This is a genomic window from Mesorhizobium sp. WSM4898 (assembly GCF_029625845.1).
Lineage (GTDB): Bacteria > Pseudomonadota > Alphaproteobacteria > Rhizobiales > Rhizobiaceae > Mesorhizobium.
The window spans coordinates 1443792-1463129 of record NZ_JARTVQ010000001.1 but is presented as its reverse complement, the minus strand read 5'-3'; the positions used below and the strand labels follow the sequence as shown (position 1 = coordinate 1463129).

Sequence of the window (19338 nt, the reverse complement as noted above, 5' to 3'; positions counted from 1 at the left end):
GTTACATCTCCTGCCGGACGTTCTGCGGATCGACGAAGGCGTGACCGATCACCGGCACCTGCACCAATTCGCCGCTGCGACACTTCACCGTGACCTTGCTGCCGGGAGCAGCGTCGTCGATATGGACATAGGCCAGCGCGATTGTGTGGCCAAGCGTTGGCGAGAAGCCAATCGAAGTGATCTGCCCAACCGGGTTGCCGCCGCGCAGCACCAGGCAGGACTCGCCGGGGATATTGCTTGCACCCTCGAAAGAGAGGCCGACGAGCCGGCGCCTTTCGCCAAGCCTCGTCCGCATCTCGATCGACCGCTTGCCGACGAAGAAGGGCTTCTTCTTCGAAACCGCCCAGCCGAAACCGAGCTCGTTGGGCGTGGTCAGCGCGTCGGTATCCTGGCCGATCAGGATATGCCCCTTTTCAAGCCGCAGCATGCGCGAGGCCTCGAGTCCATAGGGACGCAAGCCATGCGGCTTGCCGGCCTCGGACAAAGCGTCCCACAGCGCGACCGCATAGCTCGAAGGACAGTGCAGCTCGTAGCTCACCTCGCCCGTGAAGCCGATCCGCATCACACGCACCGGCAGGCCGGCCAGCATGCCTTCGCGCCCGTGGAGATAGGGGAAAGCGTCGCGCGAGAAATCGATGTCGCCATCTAGCGCCTGCAAGACCTCACGCGCCTTCGGGCCGGTGACGTTCATGCCGGAAAATGCTGCCGTGACGTTGAGCACGTCGACCTTCAGCCGCCACTGCGCATTCCAGAACAGCATGTCGGCCTGCACGCGGGCGACGGCGCCGGTCGTCGCGGTGACGTAGAACAGGTCATCGGCGAGACGATAGGCGACGCCGTCATCGATAACCGTGCCCATCTCGTTGAGCATCAGGCAGTAGCGGACCCGGCCGACGCGCTGGTTGGCATGCGCCATCGTGTACATCCGATCGAGGAAGGCGCCGGCGTCAGGACCGCGGATCTCCAGCTTGCCCAAAGTCGACACGTCGAGCATGCCGACGCCGTTGCGGACCGCGGCGATCTCTTCGCGGACCAGGCGGTCTATCCGGTCTTCCGGCCCGTAAAAATACGGCCGCCACCAGGCACCGATCGGCTTCATGCGAGCGTTGAGTGCGAGATGGCGCGCATGCAGCGCGGTGCGCCGCTCCAACGGCTCGTGATGGCCGGCGAGCACGCCGAGCTTCTCCGGTCCGGTCGGCGGCCGCGCCGTGGTGATGCCCACCTCGCCAACCCCGCGCCCCGTCGCTTCGGCGACGGTCCGCGCCGTGGCGAGCGCCGAATGCCTGCCTTGGCTCGGCCCCATGCCGACGGTGGAAAAGCGCTTCACCAGTTCGAGTTCGCGATAGCCTTCCTTGACCGCATTCCTGAGGTCCTTGACCTGCAGATCCTCATCGAAATCGACGAAGTCGCGACCTTTTGCGTTGCCGGCGAGCGGTTGTGCCCAGGCAGTTGGCTCGGGCTCGCATTCGTTCTGCACGTCAGGAGGATCGCCGTGGCCGAGCCGCTCCAGAGCCTCGCGCGCGGCGCGGCGGCCGTCGGCCATCGCAGACTGCAACCGCGATTTGCCGGCAACGGCGCCTGCCAGCCGGACGGCCGCGCCCACCGGCAGACTGAGCGTCATTCGCGCCGTCGCATCGTCGTAGCCAACTATCGCTCCCGCATGGCAGGGCAACTGCCAGGCAGGCACCGAGCCGACGGAGACCGCCACGAGATCGCAGTCGATCCAGCGGCTGCCAATGCGGACCCGCGTCACATGCTTGTTGCCGCGCGTCCCGGACGCTTCCTCGATCGGGGCGCCTGCGAGGATCCCTATCCCCCTGGCCCGAAGCTCACCGGCGCGGTCGCCGGCATTTGGCCGAGGATCGACGATCGCGGCCAGTTCGACGCCAGCCTCGACCAGATCCAGCGCGGAGTCGTAGCCATCGTCATTGGCGGCCAGCACGACGGCCCGCTGGCCAGGTTGCACCGCGTAATGGCGGAGCAATCGTTGCACGGCGCCGCCGGTCATGATGCCAGGCAGATCGTTGTTGCGGAACACCGCCGGCTGCTCGATGGCGCCTGTTGCCAGGACAACCTCGCGGGCGCGGGTTCGGTAGAGCCGGTTGCCCTGGATCAGCGGCAGCCAATTGTCCTCATACCAGCCGTTGCAGATGGTGCCGGTCATGATGCGCAGATTGGGGAGCTTGGCTGCCTTGGCTGCCAGACTGAACAATATGCCCGGATCGCAGCGGCGATAGGTCAGCGAACCGCCAATTTCGGGATTGTCGTCGCACAACAGCACGTCGGCGCCGGCTTGTGCGGCCGAGATCGCAGCCGATAGACCCGCCGGCCCCGCGCCGACGACCAGCAGGTCGCAGTGAAGATGCGCCTTGTCGAAACTCAGATGCGGCGCCTTGACGTCGACGATCCCGAGCCCCGCCTTGCGACGGATCATCGGCTCCCAGAAGCGGAGCCAGCTGTCCTGTCTCGGACCCATGAAGGTGCGGTAGTAGAAGCCGACCGGCAGGAAACGTCCAAAGCGGTCGATCACCGCATCGCGGTCGTTTTCCAGGGAGCCGTTGACGTTCTGCGCCGTAACCATCATGCCGTCCTGGAGCGGCGTCAGGTCGGCGGGAACATTCGGCTCCGACGGCAATTGCACCAGCGTGTTCGCTTCCGCGCCGGCCATGGTCATGATGCCGCGCGGCCGGTGGTATTTGAACGAGCGCGACAGGACCCACTGGTCCGAGGCCGCCAGCGCGCTGGCGATGCAGTCGCCGGCAAAGCCATGATAAGCCTTGCCTTCGAAGGTGAAGCGGACAGGCCGCGTCCGGTCGAGGCGCGAACCGTATGGCGTGCCAAGCCGCGTCATGGCCGGCTCCCAATGGCGTAGGTGCGGATGATCTCGTTGGTGACGACGTCGCGCTCGGCGAGGAAGAAGAAGTTGCTCGGCACGTGCCGCCAGCACTCGACCACCACACCTTTTCGATTGTCCGCGCGGAAGAGATGCCTTGCCCACTCAGCGTCGGCGGCAGCGTCCGCATCGGGCCTCTGCCGCAGCGGACCGAAGGACTGGAATTCGTCGATGTTGCGCGGGCCGTTCATGGGGCAGTCAAGCAGCTTCATGATCAGTGGCTCGCCGCCGTGGCGCCCATTTCGTTGAGCAGTCGGAACTTCTCGAAGCGCTCCAGCGCAAACGGCTTCAGCAGGTCGGGAACCCGGCCCCTGGCGATGGTTTCCGCCATGCGCTTGCCGGCGACCGCAGTCGCCTTGAAGCCCCAGGTGCCCCAGCCGCAATCGAGCCACAGATTCGCGAGAGGGCTGGCGCCCATGATCGGGCTGTAGTCCGGCGTCATGTCGGTGATGCCGGCCCATTGCCGCAGCACCCGCACACCTTGCAGGAAGGGAAACAGATGCACGGCGCCTTCCGCCAGATGCTCCTTCATGTCCAGCGTCGAGCGGGTCGAATAGAGCTGGTACGGATCCGAGCCGCCACCGATGACGATCTCGCCGCGCGAGGATTGCACCAGATAGGTGTGCAGCGATACGGACGAGACCAGCGTGTGCAGCCAGGGCTTCAGCGGCTGCGTCACCATTGCCTGCAAGGGGTAGCAGCGGATCGGCAGTTCCACGCCGGCCATCATCGCAACATCGTAGTTCATGCCGCCGGCGGCGATGAGCACGGAGCCGCAGGCGACCCGTCCGCGGTTCGTCACCACAGCGCGCACCGGGCCGTTCTCGACCTCAAAACCTTGAACTTCGGTGCGCTGATGGATTTCGGCGCCGCGGCGCGAGGCCTGCGCCGCGAAGCCCCAGGCAACCGCATCGTGGCGGGCCGTGCCGGCATCGGCATGCCAGAGGCCGCCGAGGATCTCGAGCGCACCGTCGCGATCCATGTTGAGTTCGGGCACCAGCTTCTCGACCTCTTTTGCGTCGATCACCTCGGTGCGCGTGCCCATATGCTTGCCCATCTCGGCGCGCAGATGGAAGGCGCGCAGCGTCGCTTCCGTGTGTGCGAGCGTCAGCTGGCCGCGCTGCGAGAACATGACGTTGAAGTCGAGTTCCTGCGACAGCGCTTCGAAGAGCGAAACGCCTTCCTTGTAGAAGGCGACGCCTTCCTGGGTGATGTAATTGGAGCGGATCGTCGTGGTGTTGCGTGCGGTATTGCCGCCGGCCAGATAGCCTTTTTCGAGCACCGCGATGCTGGCGATACCATGGTATTTCGACAGATAATGCGCGCAGGCCAAGCCATGCCCGCCGCCACCGACGATGACCACGTCATAGGACGGCTTCAGCTCAGGCGTCGCAGGAATGTCGCCCGTCACCGGATAGTCGCGGCTAAGCCCGTATTTGAGAAGCCTAAGCGGCATGGCTGCCCTGGCCGCCAGGAGGATCGTAGACCAGAGCGGTCACCTCGGAAAACCGGTGGTCGGCGTCGGTCAGGCCGAGAATACCGTCCCGGATCGCGGCGGCCCTGGTCGAGCCGAGAACGGGCGACGCAAACTCCATGTACTTGGCGACGATATCGTCTTCGCTGAACGGGGCTTCGGGGCCGCCGCGTGCGTGGACATCTCCGGACTCCAGCCGCCGGCCGTCAACCGTCTCGATCTGCACGTCGGCCCAGCGCCCGGCGGGGAAACGGTCGCTGTGCTTCGCCGCCTCGTTCACCTCGACGCGCTTCAGCATATCCGCGACGGCGGCATCGCGCAGACCCGAGCCCGAAATGTGCTCCACGCCGATTCGACCATAGTGGATCATCGTGGCCACGGCGAAGGGCAGGCTGTACTGCGCCTTTGATGTCGTGTCCGGCATGCCGGCAAACAGCGTCGCCGCATAGTGGAAGCTGTTGACATGGACTTTGCGTATGTCTTCCGGCCGAAGCCCATGCTGCAGGCAAAGCGCGCGCGTCGCGTCGATCGCCGCATGGGCCCAGCGGCAGACCGGATAGGGTTTTATGTATTGCCGGGTCATCTGCCAGAACAGGCCGAGGTCATCCCAATGTGCCGCGACCTCCGGCGCCTCGACCGTGATGGCCGGCGCGCCGGCGAAACCCGCTTCGGCAAGCACGGCGGCCGACAGCCCGACCAGCGCCCCCATGCCTGAGCCGTCGTGAAGCATGGTCGGCGTTGCGATCTCGCGCATCATCTGGCTGCGCGGCCCGTGATACTCGGCGATGCCGAAAGCATGGCGCAGTTGATCGTCGTCAAGCGAAAGCAGGCGGGCCGCGACCGCCGCCACGCCAAGAGAATTCCACGCGCCGGAGGTGTGATAGTCCGAGACGGTTGCGTGCAGCGCAATGCCGGCCCGCCCCGCGATCTCATAGCCGACGACGATCGCGGCCAGCGCCTCGGGGCCGGTCAACTCAGGCTTTTCTTCTGCGAGCGCAAGCAGCGCCGGGATAACCGCCACGCCGATGTGCCCCTTGGTCGGCGGGTAACCGTCATGGCCGTCGAGATTGTCGGTCTGGGTCGCCGCCGCGAAGGCGGCGCCGGCCATGCTGGCGCGCCTGCCGTCGAAGATCATCCTCGCCGCGTGCCGGTCGGCGCCGGAACCGTAGAGCATAACCGCGGCATCGCGCGCGATTTGTCCGGCCTGCATCGGGCCGGCGGCGATGGCAATGCCCATCGTGTCGAGGAACTGGAGGGCTGCCGATTTCAGAACGTCGCGCGGGAACGCGCCGGCCGACCTGCGCAGCACGAAGTCGGCAACACGGGCAAATACGGTGGAAGCAGACTCACCTTCCGCCGTCCGCTGGTCCATGGCGCCACCTTTCGCGTCCCGATCGCTCCAAGATAACTACGAATAATTTGGTCTCATGGGCCAGGCACGTAATTAGTTTGGCGCCATCGCACAAAAAAATCGGGGTCAAGGCGATTGCAGAGGCCAACGAAGCCGGTCTAGTTTTCGCTTCGCCAAGGAGCGATCGCATGAAGCCGCCACCCCCACTGAACTATATCCGCTCGTTCGAGTGTTCGGCGCGGCATCTCAGCTTCACCCTCGCTGCCAGCGAGCTCGGCTACACCCAGGCGGCGGTCAGCAATCATGTGCGGGGGCTGGAACACTATCTTGGCCGGCAGCTCTTCGTGCGCTATCCGCGCAGCCTGAAGCTGACCGAAATGGGCGAGGCCTTCCTGCCTACGCTGCGGCAGGCGCTCGACCAGATCGATCACGCCACGGAGGCGATCGTCGCCTCCTCGCGCAACAGGACGGTCGTCATCTCCTGCCCGATGAGCTTGGCCGAAAACTGGCTGGCCGGCTGCATGGCGGCGTTCCGGCAAATCCATCCGGAGATCGAGGTCGTTCTGCACGGCACGATCTGGGAAGACCTCAGCGAGCAGATCGCCGACATCACCATCTCGACCCGCCGCTTCGACGACCGCCCGCCGAGTGGCGTTCCGCTGTGGAACGACCAGCTCGCCATCCTCTGCGCACCCGGCCTGCTGTCCGGCCCGAAAGGGCTGCGCTCGCCGCGCGATATCCTCAACGTCGACTGGATCTTCGTGCATGGCCGCCAAGAATATTGGCAATGCATGGGCGACGCGCTGCAGATCGACATTTCGGATTATGAGAAAGGCATCACCACGAACGCCTCGAACATTGCGCTGGAACTGGCGGCAATGGGCGCGGGCTGCGTCGCCACGCAATATTCGCTGGCGAGAACCTATATCAGCCGCGGGCTTCTGGTAGAGCCTTTCCCCGTGCGAGCCGCCAGTCCATGGACCTATTATCTTTCGGAGAGCCAGCTCTCGAAAGGCAGCGTGGTGAGGACCGTCAGAGGGTGGATCATGGAACGAGCCAACGCCCATGTAGAAGCCGTTTAGGCTGACGGCTCGGCAACCATCCGTCCGGGGGAAGGAAGCAATCCGAAGACAACTACCCGAGGGTCTGACTTGCTAAGGCATAGGTCTTCGGCCTAGCCGAGCCGCCGTCGGAAAAATCGGCGAGGCATTTGCCCTTCGACATGGTCAGCACCGTGTCGAAGACCGGCATTCCGCTGTGCGACAGGAAGGCGGCGAACTCGCCATTGTCCATGTGCGTGTCGATCCTGAGGAAATATCCCGAATGGTCGGCCACGTGCGGCCTGACGACCGCCAGGGCGTCGGGGTCGCTTCCCGCCACCACCGGCCCTATGACATGGCCCCGTCCGAACGGTCGGCAGAGGGCAAAAGCGGTCAGCTTGTTCCCGTCGAAAAGCCCATAGCCGGCCGATTGCCCGAAGAGCTTTTCAACGAGCGCTGTGCGCCTCACGCCAAATCCCGCCGCGTCCAGCGCGATCGCTGCCGCAACATCGCCCGCGTCCAACGTCCGGACGCTACCGTGCGCCTCCGTCGGCCGGCCCGCTGTCGGCTCGCGGGCGATGCCCTGGCATTGATAGACGGTCTTCTCCGGCTGGAAATCGAGGGAGAGATAAAGCCGCCGCGCAGCACGGGTTGCATTGAGGCGCAGATCGCGCCCGGGGATCCTGTCGAAGATCCGCTTCATCAGCCATTGCGCCGCCCCCTGCGTCTGAAGCCGCGGCGAGGTGATGACCATCCCCAAGGTGGCGAAATTGGCGCCGTGCGGGAACCACATGGCCGAACCGAGAGCCCGGCCGATCTCATCGAGCGCCACGAAGCCTTGGCCCGATTCACGCAGGAATTGCCAATCCTCGGCGCGATGCGGCCATCCCACCGACAGGGAGAGCGCGTGCAACCTCTCCAGGTCGACATCTTGGACGTCGCCGATACGCATGGAGAAGGCATCGATTTTCAAGCTCTCGGACGGCTTCACTTCCATGGCCCTGAAAGAAACCCTCAAAAATAAAGAACCCTCAAAAATCAACGGGCGAGCAGACCGCTGCCCCGTGCCCGCCAACGCTAGACAAGCAAACCCCACAGGATTTGCTCGAAAGCCGTGCACCAACGCAAGATTCAACTGAAACACTTCCGCTTTCGGCATGCAATCGCGTGGCAACGCACCCATCCTCTGCGGAAATTCGCCAGCATGCGGCATCGATGCCGGCGAACCCTAAATGCCTTGAGGGCTGCAATGGACGTCTTCGACATCCTCGACCGTCTCGTCGCCTTTCCGTCGGTCGCCGGCAAGCCCAACGGCGACATTGCCGGCTGGATCGAGGCTCATCTCGCCGAACAAGGCGCGAAGGTGACCCTGCTCCCAGGGCCAGAGGGCGACCGTTTCAATCTTTTCGCCACCATCGGCCCGGCCGAGGTTCCGGGCTACATCCTATCCGGCCATATGGACGTCGTCCCCGCCGGCGAGCCGCAATGGAGTTCGGCCCCTTTTTCGCTGCGCCGGGAGAGCGAACGGCTCTACGGACGCGGCACCACCGACATGAAGGGGTTTCTCGCCGCCGCGCTCGCCGCCGTGCCTGCGCTTGTGCGGCTGCGCCTCGCCAGACCGATCCACCTCGCCTTCTCCTATGACGAGGAGATCGGGTGCCGGGGCGTGCCGCATTTGATCGCCGGGCTGCCCGAGCTTTGCGCCAAGCCGCTCGGCGTCATCGTCGGCGAGCCGAGCGGCATGCGCGCCGTGCGCGGCCACAAGGGCAAGGCGGCCGCCCGCGTAATCATCAGCGGCCGCTCCGGCCACTCCTCGCGACCGGATCTTGGGCTTAACGCCATCCATGCGATGTCCGATGTGCTGAGCGCCGCCGTGAGTGAAGCGGAGCGGCTGATGCATGGCCCGTCCGACCCAACCTTCGAGCCGGCCTATTCCTCGCTGCAGGCCGGTGTGATCGCAGGCGGCCAGTCGGTCAACATCATCCCCGACAGCTGCACGCTCGACCTGGAGGCGCGCGCAATACCGGGCATCGAACCGGCTGGCTTGCTCACCCCGGTCAAGGCGCGGGCTGAAGCTCTTGCCGCTCAAGGCTATGTTGTTGAATGGAAGCCGATCAGCGCCTATCCGGCGCTGTCGCTGCCGCAAGACTCGGCTCTGGCGGGACTGCTGCGCGAATTGACCGGCGAAGCGCCTTTAGCCGCCGTCAGCTACGGGACGGAGGCCGGACTTTACCAAGGCTCCGGGCTCGATGCGATCATCTGCGGCCCCGGCGATATCGGGCGCGCCCACAAGCCGGACGAATATATTCTCGCCAGCGAGCTCGCCGCCTGCCAGCAGATGATCGAGGCGCTGGGCGCGCGATGCGCGGCCTGAAGGAGCAGCCGGAATGACATTCCTCTTCAATTCCGACGCGCGGCGTGGCGCGATCTTCGCCGAGGCCTTCGCTAAGGAGTTGCCGGACCTCCCCTTCACGATCGATGCCGCTACGGTCGATCCCGACGCAGTGCGCTACCTGATCACCTGGACGGTGCCGGAGAACCTCGAGCGCTACACCAACCTCGAAATCCTGTTCTCCATCGGCGCCGGCGTCGATCAGTTCCGCTTCGACGCGGTGCCCGCCCCGGTGAAGATCGTGCGCATGGTCGAGGAGGGCATCGTGCGCATGATGCAGGAGTATGTGACGCTCGCCGTGCTTGCGCTCCACCGCAACTTGCCGGCCTATCTGGCGCAGCAGCGCGCCGGAGAATGGCGCGACATCCCTCAGCCTCAAGCCGCGTCGCGCCGGATCGGCGTGCTCGGCCTCGGACAGCTTGGCCAAGCCGTCCTCGACCGGCTGAAACCTTTCGGCTTCCAGCTCTCCGGATGGAGCCGCTCCCCGCGGCGGCTCGAAGGGGTGACCTGTTATCATGGCGAGCTTGGGCTGGAGCAGATGCTGGCGGCCAGTGACATACTGATCTGCCTGCTGCCACTGACCGAGGAGACGCGCGGATTTCTGAACGCCGGCCTGTTCGCGAAACTGCCTGACGGGGCGGCTCTCGTTCATACGGGTCGAGGCCCGCAGCTCGATCACGAAGCGCTTGTCGCCGCGCTCGATAGCGGCCATTTGTCGTCGGCGATGATCGACGTGACCGATCCCGAACCGCTGCCCGCGGGACATCCGTTCTGGTCGCATCCGAAGATCATCCTCACTCCGCACATAGCCAGCGTGACCCAACCCGCGACCGCCGCCCAGGCCGTCATCGACAACATCAAGCGCCATCGCGCCGGGCTCGATCCCATCGGGCTCGTCGACCGGTCGCGCGGTTATTGAAACTCAACTGGAAAGGCCATCCTTTGTCCCTGCTCAAGTCCATCGATATCAACCCGAGCTTTTCGCCCCGCGAATCGACCGCGCTGCCGGAGCGGCTCATTGCCGGCAATCCCGCCTTCAAAACCTGGGCGCAGGACGTGGCCAAGGACGACCTTGTCCATACCGGCGTCTGGGAGGCCACGCCCGGCGAAACGCGCTCGATCAAGGGGGAAACCTTCGAGTTCTGCCATATCCTCGCCGGCGTGGTCGAAATCACGCCCGACGCCGGCGAAACGGTGACCTACCGGGCCGGCGACAGCTTCGTCATGAAGCCGGGCTTCACGGGTGTTTGGAAGACCATCGAGACCGTGCGCAAGATCTACGTCACAGTGGGCTAGCGAGCGCCCGCGCAGGCCCTGACCGCCGCGGAAGATTTTGCCGTCTCTTGTCCCCAGCACGCAACATTCGTCGGCGGCGGATCGCCGAACAGCGCATGCTGCGTGTCGGCACGGGCTAGGCTGAGGCCGATGCTACCGAGTGGTTGCCCATGAGCCTGAGCTTCGATCCCGATACAATCTCGCTTCCCGTCGGCCATTTCATCGATGGAGAGCTGATTTCGGCCGAGGGTGCGATCGAGATGCGCCGTCCGTCCGACGGCAAGTCCTATGCCGCCTGCCCCGTGGCCGGTGCGCACTTGGTGAACCGGGCGGTGGAAAGTGCCAAAGCGGCGCTGAAAGCCAGCAACTGGGGCGGCGTCCGGCCGCGCGAGCGCACCAGGGCGCTCCACGCCTGGGCCGATCTGATGGAAGCGGAAGCCGAAACGCTCGCCAGGATCGAGGCGCTGTCCTCGACCCGGCCCGTGGGCCAGCTCGCCGCCGGCGACATCGCCGTGACCGCCGAGCAGATCCGCTTCTTCGCCGAGTTCGCCGATAAGGAAGGCAGCGAACTCGCGCCGACCGACGACGCCAGTTTCGGCATGATCATGAGCGAACCCTATGGCGTCGTAGCCGCGATCACGCCCTGGAATTTTCCGATCTCGATGGCCGGCTGGAAGCTCGGTCCGGCGTTGGCCGCGGGCAATGCAGTCGTGCTGAAGCCGTCCGAAATGACGCCGTTCTCGACCGTCTATTTGGCGCAGCTCGCCGTCAGAGCCGGCCTGCCGGCAGGACTTGTCAACGTGGTGCTCGGCGACGGCCCCACGACCGGCACGGCGTTGACCGGCCATCCCGAGATCGCCAAGGTCAGCTTCACCGGTTCAACCCGCGCCGGCTCGGCGATCATGGAGAACGTCGCCCGCACCGGCATCAGGCCGATGACGCTGGAGCTCGGCGGCAAGAGCCCGCAGCTCGTCTTTGCCGATGCCGATCTCGACAAGGCGGCGGCAGCAATCGCCGGCAGCGTCACCTTCAATGCCGGCCAGGCCTGCGTGGCCGGCACGCGCCTGATCGTCGAGAAGAGTGTGGCCGACAGCCTGACGGCGGCCATCCTTGAGCGAGTGAAGGCGGTGAAGCCCGGCCCGACCTGGGACGAGACCACGCAGTATTCGCCGATCATCTCGGAACGGCAGCGGGGGCGTGTCGACGCCATCGTGCGGGCCGCGCTCGAGGGCGGCGGCGAATGCCTGACGGGCGGCACCTTTATGGACAGCCCCGGCTATTTCTACGAACCGACGCTGATCGCCAATGTCGACCAGGTCAATCCGGCGATCGTCGAGGAAATCTTCGGCCCGGTCCTGACGGTCCAGACCTTCGAGACCGAAGACGAGGCGCTGGCGCTGTCCAGCCATCCGACCTACGGACTGGCTTCCGGCCTGTTCACCGCCGATCTGTCTCGCACAATCCGTCTCGCGCGCAAGCTCGAAGCGGGTACCGTGTGGGTCAACCGCTACAGCCGCTCGCGCGACCACATCCTGCCGACCGGTGGCTACAAGCGCTCCGGCATCGGCAAGGACCTTGGCCGCGAGGCCTATCTCGCCAACCGCAGGACCAAGAGCGTCCTGATCAGCCTGTGAAGAGATGCCGATGAAGACCTACTCGATCGCCCTGATCCCCGGTGATGGCATCGGTCGCGATGTGACCGCCGCCGCCTGGACGGTGCTGGAAACCGTGGCCAAGCACTCCGGCTTTGCCCTGACTGGGACCGAGTTTCCATGGTCCTGTCGTTTCTTCAAGGAAACCGGCCGCATGATGCCCGAGGACGGCATCGAGACCTTGCGCCGCTTCGACGCCATCCTGCTCGGGGCCGTCGGCTGGCCGACGCAGGTGCCTGATTCCGTTTCTCTCCACGGGCTGCTGCTGCCGATCCGCAAGGCATTCGTGCAATACGCCAACATCCGGCCGCACCGGCTGCTGCCGGGTGTGAGGGGGCCGCTGCGAGCCGAGAGCTTCGATATTCTGTGCATCCGCGAAAACACCGAAGGCGAATATTCCGGCGCCGGCGGACGTGTGCATCAAGGCACGCTGGACGAGGTCGCGGTGGAAACCTCGATCTTCACCCGGGCCGGGGTCGAGCGCATCCTGCGCTTCGGCTTCGAGCAGGCACGGGCGCGGCGCGGCAGGCTGGCTTCCGTCACCAAGTCCAACGCGCAGAAATATTCGATGGTGTTCTGGGACGAGATCACGCGAAAGCTGGCCGCCGACTATCCGGACGTCGACGTGACCAGCTATCATGTCGACGCACTCGCTGCGCGCATGATCATGGATCCGCAGAGCCTCGACGTGGTCGTCGCTTCCAATCTCTTCGGCGACATACTGACGGATATCGGCGCGGCGATCCAGGGCGGGCTCGGCTACGCAGCTTCCGCCAACATCAACCCCGACCGCTCGGCGCCGTCCATGTTCGAGCCGGTGCACGGCTCCGCGCCCGACATCGCCCACCTCGGCATCGCCAACCCGATCGCCGCCATATGGTCGGGCGCAATGATGCTTGAACATCTGGGCGAAAAGGACGCAGCCGGCCGCGTCATGAACGCGATCGAAGCGACAACGGCGCGAGGGGTGGGAACCACGGCCGGCAAAGATCGTACGGACGCCATCACATCCGCCGTTGTCGCGGCGCTCACCTGATTTGCGAGGTCGTTTTCGATGAAAAGCCTGAAAGACAAAACTCTCTTCCGCGAGGCCGGTCTGATCGGCGGCAGATGGGTCGCGGCAGGTTCCGGCAGAACGGTCGATGTGATCGATCCGGCAACACAGATATCGATCGGCACAGTGCCCGACATGGCCGGCCCGGAGGCCCGCGCGGCCATAGAGGCCGCGGCTTCCGCCTATCGGGATTGGAAAAAGAAGACCCACGCCGAACGCGCCGCCATGCTGGAGGCCTGGCATGGTCTGATGCTTAAGCATCTGGACGATCTCGCACTGATCCTGACCACGGAACAGGGCAAGCCGCTGGACGAGGCCAAGGGCGAGATCCACTACGGAGCGTCCTTCGTCAAATGGTTCGCCGAGGAGGCGCGCCGGATCAATGGCCACACCATCCCCTCGCCTACATCAGACCGCCGCATCATCGTCCTGAAGGAACCCGTCGGCGTGTGCGGCATCATCACGCCTTGGAACTTTCCCAATGCGATGATCACCCGCAAGGTTGCGCCGGCGCTGGCCGCCGGCTGCACGGTGGTGATCAAGCCCTCCGAGTTCACGCCCTATTCGGCGTTGGCGCTCGGCGTGCTCGCCGAACGCGCGGGTATTCCCGCCGGCGTCATCAACATCGTCACCGGCATGCCGGCCGAGATCGGCAACGAGATCATGGCGAATGAGACCGTGCGCAAGATCTCCTTCACCGGTTCGACCAGGGTCGGCTCGCTGCTGATGCGCGGAGCGGCCGACAGCGTGAAAAGGCTCAGCCTCGAGCTCGGCGGCAACGCGCCCTTCATCGTCTTCGACGACGCCGACCTCGACCTCGCCGTCGAGGGGGCGCTGGCGTCGAAGTTCCGCAATGGCGGCCAGACCTGCGTGTGCGCCAACCGCATTCTCGTCCAGGCCGGAGTCTATGACGCCTTCTCCGCCAAGCTCAGCGCCCGCGTCAATGCGTTGACGGTGGGACCGGGCACGCAGCCCGGTGTCGCCATCGGCCCAATGATCAACATGGCGGCGGTCGAGAAAATCAATCGGCACGTCGAGGACGCGCTTGCCAAAGGCGCGACGATCGTCACCGAGAAGCCGGTGCTGCCGGAGGGTCCTCAATATGTCGCCCCGCTGGTGCTGGCCGGTGCGACAAACGAAATGGAACTCGCCAGCGAGGAGACTTTCGGTCCGGTCGCACCGCTTTTCCGTTTCGAGACGGAAGAGGAAGCGGTCGCGCTTGCCAACGGCACACCTTACGGGCTTGCCTCCTACTTTTACACCGAGAACCTGAAGCGCGCCTGGCGCGTCGGCGAGGCGCTGGAGTTCGGCATGGTGGGTCTGAACACCGGCTCGGTTTCGATGGAGATAGCCCCCTTCGGCGGCGTCAAGCAGTCCGGCCTCGGGCGCGAGGGCGCGCAGGCCGGCATCGAGGAATATCTGGAACTGAAGAGCTTCCACATGGGCGGGCTGGGTTAAACCCCAGCCCCGATCACTGGATCCGGTCGAGCGCCTTGTAGTAGAGACCGACCATCGGCAGGAACCAGGGCTTGCCGGAATAGCCGGGAATGGCAGGCCACTCGAGCCCCTTCATCGGATTGCGGTCCGCGCGACCAAGCATGGCATCGGCCATGATCATGCCGAGATGGGTGGAAAGCTGGGCGCCGTGGCCGGAATAGCCCATCGCGTACCAGACCCCGTCATGGTAGCCGGCCCGCGGGAAGCGGTCCTTGGTCATGTCGACCAGCCCGCCCCAGCAATAGTCGATCTCCACCCTGGCGAGCTGCGGGAAGATCGCCGCGAGGCTTGCCCGCAGAATCTCTCCGCTCTTGGCATCGGAGCGCTGGTCCGATGTCGCCGAAAAGCGTGCGCGGCCGCCGAAGATCAGGCGCTTGTCCGGCGCAAGCCGGAAGTAGTTGCCGATGTTCATCGAGGTCACGCATGTCCGGTTGCCGGGCATGGTCGCGGCGATCTCGGCGTCGCTCAGCGGTCGCGTGGCGATGATGAAGCTGCCGACGGAAATGATCCTGCGGCGAAAATAGCCGAAATTCGGCGTGGTGTAGGCGCCGGTCGCCACCAGCACATTGTCGGCGCTGATGCGGCCGCGGGAGGTGGTCAGCTGATGCCGCGTGCCCGACTGCCTATGATCCGTCACCGCCGCATTCTCGTGGATGACGGCGCCATGGCGAACCGCGGCCGTCGCCAGCCCGGCCACGTAGCGGCCCATATGCATCATGGCGCTCTTCTTCGACAGCATCGCGCCATGGAAGGGCGAGCCGATCTCGGATTTGAGATCGTTCGGCGACAGCAGCGCCGTATCCGGATCCACCTCGGCATGGACGGCCTCGAAGTTACGGGCGATCGCTTCGAAATGCTGCGGCTTGGAGGCGAGCTTCAGCTTGCCGGAGCGGCGGAAGTTGCAGTCGATGCCCTCCTCGGCGACCAGCGCCTCGATCGTGTCGACGGAATCGTCCAGCGCCCGGTAGAGCGCGATCGCGCGCTCCTTGCCGAGTTCCGCCTTGGCCGAAAGATAGCTGTGGGCGAGGCCGTTGTTCAGGTGCCCGCCATTGCGTCCGGACGCGCCCCAGCCGACCCGCTCCGCCTCCAGCACCGCCACCTTGGCGCCGGCCTTCGCCAGTTGGCGGGCGGCGGCGAGGCCGGTGAAGCCGCCGCCGATGATGGCGGCGTCGTAGTGTCCCTCGACCGGGCCGTGCGCCCCGCCGGAAAAAACTGGAGCGGTGTCGTGCCAGTAGGAGACCAGCTTCATTTGCAATCCGTCAGTTTCAAAGCCCGACCACGCCCGGAAGACCGGAAATGTCGGCGATCTCGACATAGCCGTAATAGGGGTTGGCCGGCTCGTGGCCGCGATTGACCCAGACCTTGTTCTTGATCCCGAGGTCATGCGCCGACATCAGGTCGTAGCGGAACGAGGACGAGCAGTGAAGAACATCCTCCGGGCCACAGCCCAGCCTATCGAACATATATTCGAAAGCCTTGAAGCGTGGCTTGTAGGCCTGCGCCTGTTCGGCCGTGTAGACGGCATGGAATGGCGCGCCGAGCTTCTCGACATTGGACATGATCTGCGCGTTCATGGCGTTGGAGAGGATGACCAGCGGAATTTCCTTGGCAACCTTCGCCAGGCCAGCTGGAACGTCCGCGTGGGGTCCCCAGGTCGGGACACGCTCATAGACCATCGTGGCGTCGTCCGGGCTGAAGGCAACGCCGTTGCGCTTGCAGGCGCGCTCGAGCGCGTTGTGGACGACGTCGGCATAGGGCTTCCAGTCGCCCAGGATCTCGTCGAGCCGGTAAGCCGCGAAGTTCTTGATGAACGCCTGCATGCGCGGCTCGTCGAGTCGGCTGCCATAGAGGTCACGCGCCGCCTCCGCCATCTGGAAATTGGTCAACGTGCCGTAGCAGTCGAAGGTGATGTATTTGGGCCTGAAAGAAGCCATATCCGTCGATCTCCGGTGGAAGCACATCCGCGTTGGGACGTCTTTCATCATAGGCCGGCAGGAAGCGACCTACCTGACCGAAAAGCGCCTGCCGAAAGCAGAAAGTTCCGTATCCGCGGTTCCGTTTGGCACGCTGTAGCATCTTGAGCGTCGAAGGATGCCGCCGGTCGAGGCGCTAAACGCATCCAGTTCCATAGGGGCCAGCACAAGATGCGGCGCACGCCCTCAGCAACGGCGAATGATACCGCCGAAGTCGAGACCTTCAGACGATCTGCGGCGCACCGATGATCGAGACTTGGGGTCAGACTGAAAGGTGCGTCATGCAGCAAGGCGAGATCGAACTCCAGGACTTCGGGCCGGATCATATCGAGGGTGCAGTCGCGCTATCTCGGCAGGAGAATTGGCCGCATCGCCCGCAGGATTGGCAGATGGCGCTGCAGCTTTCGAGCGGCGCGGTTGCGCTCGACGACCAGGGCCGGGTCGCCGGGACAATCCTGGTAACGCCTTACGGCGCCGATTGCGCCATGATCAACATGGTGATCGTCGACAGGAACGCGCGAGGCAAAGGGCTCGGGCGCCGGCTCATGGAACAGGCCTTCGCCCTTGCCGGCGACCGTCCGCTGCGGCTCGTCGCCACGACCGACGGCATGCCTCTTTATGAGAAGCTTGGCTTCGTGCCCTCGGGCACGATTCTTCAGCATCAGGGCCAGGTGGCAGCGCTTGAGGCTTCCGACGGTGTGGAAGCCGCGGGCGCGCACCATCTGCCGGAAATCAAGGCCCTGGACCGTGACGCCTACGGCGCCGACCGTGAAGCTTTGATCGATGCGCTGGCCGAGCGGGGTGAATTCGCCGTCATCCGCCGCAGTGGCGTCATCGCGGCCTATGCCGCAATCCGCCCGTTCGGACGCGGCGAGGTGATCGGCCCCGTCATCGCCGGAAATGCAGACGACGCCAAGGCCCTTATCAGCTTTTTCGCCGCGTCTCGCCCTGGCGCTTTCCTGCGCGTGGATACCGAAAGCAGGACCGGCATCGCCGGCTGGCTCGGAGAAATCGGCCTCGCTCATGTCGGCGGCGGCGTCGCTATGGACCGTCCGGCCAAGAATGGGGCCGAACAGGCCAGGCCAAAAGTTTACGCCCTCGCCAACCAGGCGCTCGGATAGCCCGGAGGACAACAATGCTCGCCAATTCCCTGATCGAACTCGACCGCGCCCATCTCATCCATCCGGTCGCCTCATATCGCGGCCATGAGGCGCTCGGCGTGCGGGTGCTGAAATCGGCGAAGGGCGCTACCGTGACCGATGCGTCCGGCCGGCAACTTCTCGACGGCTTCGCCGGACTGTGGTGCGTCAATGCTGGCTATGGTCACGACAGCATCGTCGAGGCGGCGGCCCGGCAGATGCGCGAGTTGCCCTACGCCACCGCCTATTTCGATCTCGGCTCGGAGCCCGCCATCCGGCTCGCCTCGGAGCTGGCCGACCGGGCGCCGGGGGATCTCAATCACGTCTATTTCACGCTCGGGGGATCGGACGCGGTCGACAGCACGATCCGGTTCGTCCGCTACTACTGGAATGCCAGAGGCGAGCCTGAACGCGACCAGTTCATTTCCATTGAGCAGGGTTATCACGGATCGTCGGTGGTCGGCGCGGGCCTGACCGCCCTGCCCGCCTTTCATGCCGGTTTCGGCATTCCGTTCGAATGGCAGCACAAGATCCCCTCGCCCTATCCCTATCGCAATCCGGTTGGCGATGACCCGAACGCGATCATCGCCGCATCGCTCGCCGCGCTGAAGGCGAAGATCGAGGAGATCGGGCCGGAGCGGGTCGCCGCCTTCTACGCCGAGCCGATCCAGGGCTCGGGTGGCGTTATCGTCCCGCCGAAAGGCTGGATCAAGGCGATGCGCGAACTCTGCCGTGAATACGGCATCCTGTTCATCGCCGACGAGGTGATCACCGGTTTCGGCCGCACCGGCCCCCTGTTTGCCTGCACGGAGGAGGATATCGTTCCCGACTTCATGACCACCGCGAAGGGCCTGACCTCGGGCTATGTGCCAATGGGCGCCGTCTTCATGGCCGATCATGTCTATAACGTCATCGCCGATGGCGCAGGCGCCTCGGCGGTCGGCCACGGCTTCACCTATTCCGCCCATCCGGTCAGCGCCGCCGTCGCGCTCGAGGTGCTGAAGCTCTATGAGGAAGGCCTTCTGGAGAACGGCGCCAGGGCCGGCGCGCGCTTGATGGCGGGCTTGTCTGCCTTGAGCGATCACCCACTGGTCGGCGATGTGCGGGGTCGCGGCATGCTCGCCGCCATCGAACTGGTGGTCGACAAAAAGAAGAAAACGCCGCTTCCAGCCTCGGCCATGCCGGCGCGGCGCGTCTTCGACAGGGCCTGGGACAATGGCCTGATCATCCGCGCCTTCGCGCATGGGGTTCTCGGCTACGCCCCGCCGCTCTGCTGCACCGACGGCGACATCGATGCCATCATCGAGCGCACGCGCCGGACGCTGGACCAGACGCTGGACGACGCCGATGTCCGCCGGGCGCTTGCATGAAGGGCGACGCATTTTTCGCATCTCGAAATATCGCCGCGGCAGACGATTTCGCAATTTTGTGCCGCTGCCTCGCGCCTTTTCGGCGAATCCAGCGCGGGGGAAGTGCCAGACTGCTTTTTAAGACAAGGCCAGAAAGCCCGGATTTCCGGGCTTTTGAAAAAGGCCGACGCCCCGGACAGCACGGAATTTTGTTCTGTTCAGCATCAGTAATTCGGCCGCGCGCGGAGG

At 64.9% G+C, this 19338-nt stretch carries 16 protein-coding genes; 9 read left to right on the top strand and 7 right to left on the bottom strand.

Features of this window, described 5'->3' with window-relative positions; genetic code table 11:
- Position 1: 1 nt before the first annotated feature.
- The 4 genes from P9228_RS07205 to P9228_RS07190 are packed head-to-tail and all read right to left on the bottom strand — an operon-like array spanning position 2 to position 5739.
- Positions 2 to 2851, bottom strand: a complete 2850-nt coding sequence (locus P9228_RS07205; protein WP_278052839.1) for a 2Fe-2S iron-sulfur cluster-binding protein — start codon at positions 2849 to 2851, stop codon at positions 2 to 4.
- The gene (locus P9228_RS07200; protein WP_127239902.1) at positions 2848 to 3105 is read right to left on the bottom strand and encodes a sarcosine oxidase subunit delta; all 258 of its coding nucleotides are present in this window, start codon (positions 3103 to 3105) and stop codon (positions 2848 to 2850) included. Before P9228_RS07200 ends, P9228_RS07205 begins: the two co-directional genes overlap by 4 nt.
- 2 nt (positions 3106 to 3107) lie before the next feature.
- On the bottom strand, positions 3108 to 4349 hold the full coding sequence (locus tag P9228_RS07195) for an FAD-dependent oxidoreductase (RefSeq protein ID WP_278052838.1): 1242 nt from the start codon (positions 4347 to 4349) through the stop codon (positions 3108 to 3110).
- The gene (locus P9228_RS07190) at positions 4339 to 5739 is read right to left on the bottom strand and encodes an MmgE/PrpD family protein (RefSeq protein ID WP_278052837.1); all 1401 of its coding nucleotides are present in this window, start codon (positions 5737 to 5739) and stop codon (positions 4339 to 4341) included. The genes P9228_RS07195 and P9228_RS07190 overlap by 11 nt, the downstream gene beginning before the upstream one ends.
- Before the next feature lie 167 nt (positions 5740 to 5906).
- On the opposite strand from P9228_RS07190, the gene P9228_RS07185 reads away from it, so the two are divergent.
- Positions 5907 to 6800: a LysR substrate-binding domain-containing protein gene (locus P9228_RS07185; RefSeq protein WP_095801130.1), complete on the top strand. Its 894-nt coding sequence runs from the start codon at positions 5907 to 5909 to the stop codon at positions 6798 to 6800.
- Between the two features lie 52 nt (positions 6801 to 6852).
- On the opposite strand, the gene P9228_RS07180 is transcribed toward P9228_RS07185, so the two are convergent.
- Positions 6853 to 7755, bottom strand: a complete 903-nt coding sequence (locus P9228_RS07180) for a GNAT family N-acetyltransferase (protein WP_278052897.1) — start codon at positions 7753 to 7755, stop codon at positions 6853 to 6855.
- Positions 7756 to 8007: 252 nt separating this feature from the next.
- Between P9228_RS07180 and argE the strand changes: the two genes are divergently transcribed.
- The 6 genes from argE (at position 8008) to P9228_RS07150 (ending at position 14589) form a co-directional block, all read left to right on the top strand.
- The gene (argE, locus tag P9228_RS07175) at positions 8008 to 9132 is read left to right on the top strand and encodes an acetylornithine deacetylase (protein ID WP_095825749.1); all 1125 of its coding nucleotides are present in this window, start codon (positions 8008 to 8010) and stop codon (positions 9130 to 9132) included.
- 13 nt (positions 9133 to 9145) lie between these two features.
- Positions 9146 to 10069, top strand: coding sequence for a glyoxylate/hydroxypyruvate reductase A (locus P9228_RS07170; protein WP_278052836.1), 924 nt, complete (start codon positions 9146 to 9148; stop codon positions 10067 to 10069).
- Between the two features lie 23 nt (positions 10070 to 10092).
- Positions 10093 to 10446 carry a cupin domain-containing protein gene (locus P9228_RS07165; protein WP_067328000.1) on the top strand — a complete coding sequence of 118 codons (354 nt, stop codon included), beginning with the start codon at positions 10093 to 10095 and terminating at the stop codon, positions 10444 to 10446.
- A gap of 149 nt (positions 10447 to 10595) precedes the next feature.
- Positions 10596 to 12059 carry an aldehyde dehydrogenase family protein gene (locus P9228_RS07160; RefSeq protein ID WP_278052835.1) on the top strand — a complete coding sequence of 488 codons (1464 nt, stop codon included), beginning with the start codon at positions 10596 to 10598 and terminating at the stop codon, positions 12057 to 12059.
- A gap of 10 nt (positions 12060 to 12069) precedes the next feature.
- Positions 12070 to 13113, top strand: a complete 1044-nt coding sequence (locus P9228_RS07155; RefSeq protein WP_278052834.1) for a tartrate dehydrogenase — start codon at positions 12070 to 12072, stop codon at positions 13111 to 13113.
- A gap of 18 nt (positions 13114 to 13131) precedes the next feature.
- Positions 13132 to 14589, top strand: coding sequence for an NAD-dependent succinate-semialdehyde dehydrogenase (locus P9228_RS07150; protein WP_127239899.1), 1458 nt, complete (start codon positions 13132 to 13134; stop codon positions 14587 to 14589).
- Positions 14590 to 14602: 13 nt separating this feature from the next.
- Here P9228_RS07150 and P9228_RS07145 read toward each other — a convergent pair whose 3' ends face one another.
- Positions 14603 to 15877: an FAD-binding oxidoreductase gene (locus P9228_RS07145; protein WP_278052833.1), complete on the bottom strand. Its 1275-nt coding sequence runs from the start codon at positions 15875 to 15877 to the stop codon at positions 14603 to 14605.
- Between the two features lie 16 nt (positions 15878 to 15893).
- The gene (locus tag P9228_RS07140) at positions 15894 to 16562 is read right to left on the bottom strand and encodes a haloacid dehalogenase type II (protein ID WP_067327464.1); all 669 of its coding nucleotides are present in this window, start codon (positions 16560 to 16562) and stop codon (positions 15894 to 15896) included.
- 320 nt (positions 16563 to 16882) lie between these two features.
- Here P9228_RS07140 and P9228_RS07135 point away from each other — a divergent pair, with 320 nt between their 5' ends.
- A complete protein-coding gene (locus P9228_RS07135; RefSeq protein ID WP_095801047.1) occupies positions 16883 to 17722 on the top strand; it encodes a GNAT family N-acetyltransferase in 840 nt (279 codons plus the stop codon).
- 14 nt (positions 17723 to 17736) lie between these two features.
- Positions 17737 to 19110, top strand: a complete 1374-nt coding sequence (locus P9228_RS07130; protein WP_278052832.1) for an aspartate aminotransferase family protein — start codon at positions 17737 to 17739, stop codon at positions 19108 to 19110.
- The last annotated feature ends 228 nt before the right edge of the window (positions 19111 to 19338 follow it).